The following is a 1,404-nucleotide window of genomic DNA, read 5'->3' as shown; positions in this document are numbered from 1 at the left end:
CACCCGTCAGGCATGCCCCAAGACATGACGTCAACCATGCCCCGAGACATACGTCAACTATCCGCTGAAACTAGACAGCGGTGTCTGTCCGAACAATTTCCCCTTTGGATGGAATACGCATCTCTGTGATTTTCAGCTTTTCTCTCCCGGCCAGGGCCACCGTATCCCGCAGGCGCAGCGTTCCGCTGTATAGCCGTAGATAGACACGCCGCTGGCCGCAATCTGTATACTCCACCTTGAAAACGCTGCCGCATAGGGCGGCGCTCCCCTGTTCCCCAATCGGTTGGAACAGCCCTGTCACCGCATCCATCAACGGTTGAATGCCAAGGCCCTTTTTGGCGCTGCCATAATAGACCGGGAACAGGGAGGCGTCTTGAACCCGCCGCTGTTCCTCCCGCACAAGTTTTTCCCGGCTGATTGGTTCTCCTGCGATATACTTTTCCAATAATTTATCGTTATTTTCGATGACCGCATCCCATGCTTCTATGTCGGTATTTTCCTCCAGGACTATTTCCGGGGACAGCGACACCGTCTGCTTGATGATAATATCGGCGGAGAGCTTATCCCGAACAGACTGAACCACGCTCTGCAAATCAACGCCAGCCTGGTCGATCTTGTTGATAAAGATAACGGTGGGAATGTTCATTTTCCGCAGGGCATGGAACAGAATACGGGTCTGGGCCTGCACGCCATCTTTAGCGGAGATCACCAAGATGGCCCCATCTAAAACAGCCAAAGAGCGGTACACCTCCGCCAAAAAATCCATGTGGCCGGGCGTATCCACAATGTTGACTTTACATCTGTGCCACTGGAAGGAAGTGACTGCCGCTTGAATGGTAATCCCACGCTGCCGCTCCAAAAACATGGTGTCCGTCCTCGTTGTCCCTTTTTCGACGCTCCCCGGTTCTGAAATGGCTCCGCTGGCATATAGCAGGCTCTCCGTCAAGGTCGTCTTTCCAGCGTCTACATGGGCAAGAATTCCAATATTGATTATTTTCATGTGATTGTCCTCCCTTTACTGCCCCGAAGGGCATAAAATCCCCAGCAGTAAAATACTTTTACCACTGGGGATGATAATTTGCGGACATACACATATACAGCATACACCTGTTTGTGAGTGCTGTTTTTGGGGATATGTCAAAATTGATAAGGCAAAAGTATTCTTAAATTGGGTACAAAAAACTAAGCTCCTACAAAAGGGACTATCATAATCCTTTGTTCCCACTATTTGATTATAGTTTTATTTAAGAATACCTTGCCGCATATTTTTTACTCCTTTTCTGGAATTGAATTATTATATCACATCAGTTTTAGGAAAACAAGTATCCGACGTGCCTCACGTTTTTTGAGCGCGTAGGGTGTGGTGGTGCCTCATCGGGAATGAGCGCGAACGGTATCGGTCCT

The 1,404-nt window shown here is 49.1% G+C and carries 1 pseudogene; it reads right to left on the bottom strand.

Annotation, left to right across the window (positions count from 1 at the left end):
- Positions 1–76: 76 nt before the first annotated feature.
- Positions 77–1,000 (bottom strand): annotated as a pseudogene (locus DF196_RS13085) (GTP-binding protein); the annotation flags it as partial.
- Positions 1,001–1,404: the final 404 nt, after the last annotated feature.

It is taken from the genome of Bifidobacterium callitrichidarum, assembly GCF_003129905.1.
Lineage (GTDB): Bacteria > Actinomycetota > Actinomycetes > Actinomycetales > Bifidobacteriaceae > Bifidobacterium > Bifidobacterium callitrichidarum.
This window is presented reverse-complemented; position numbering and strand designations above follow the sequence as displayed.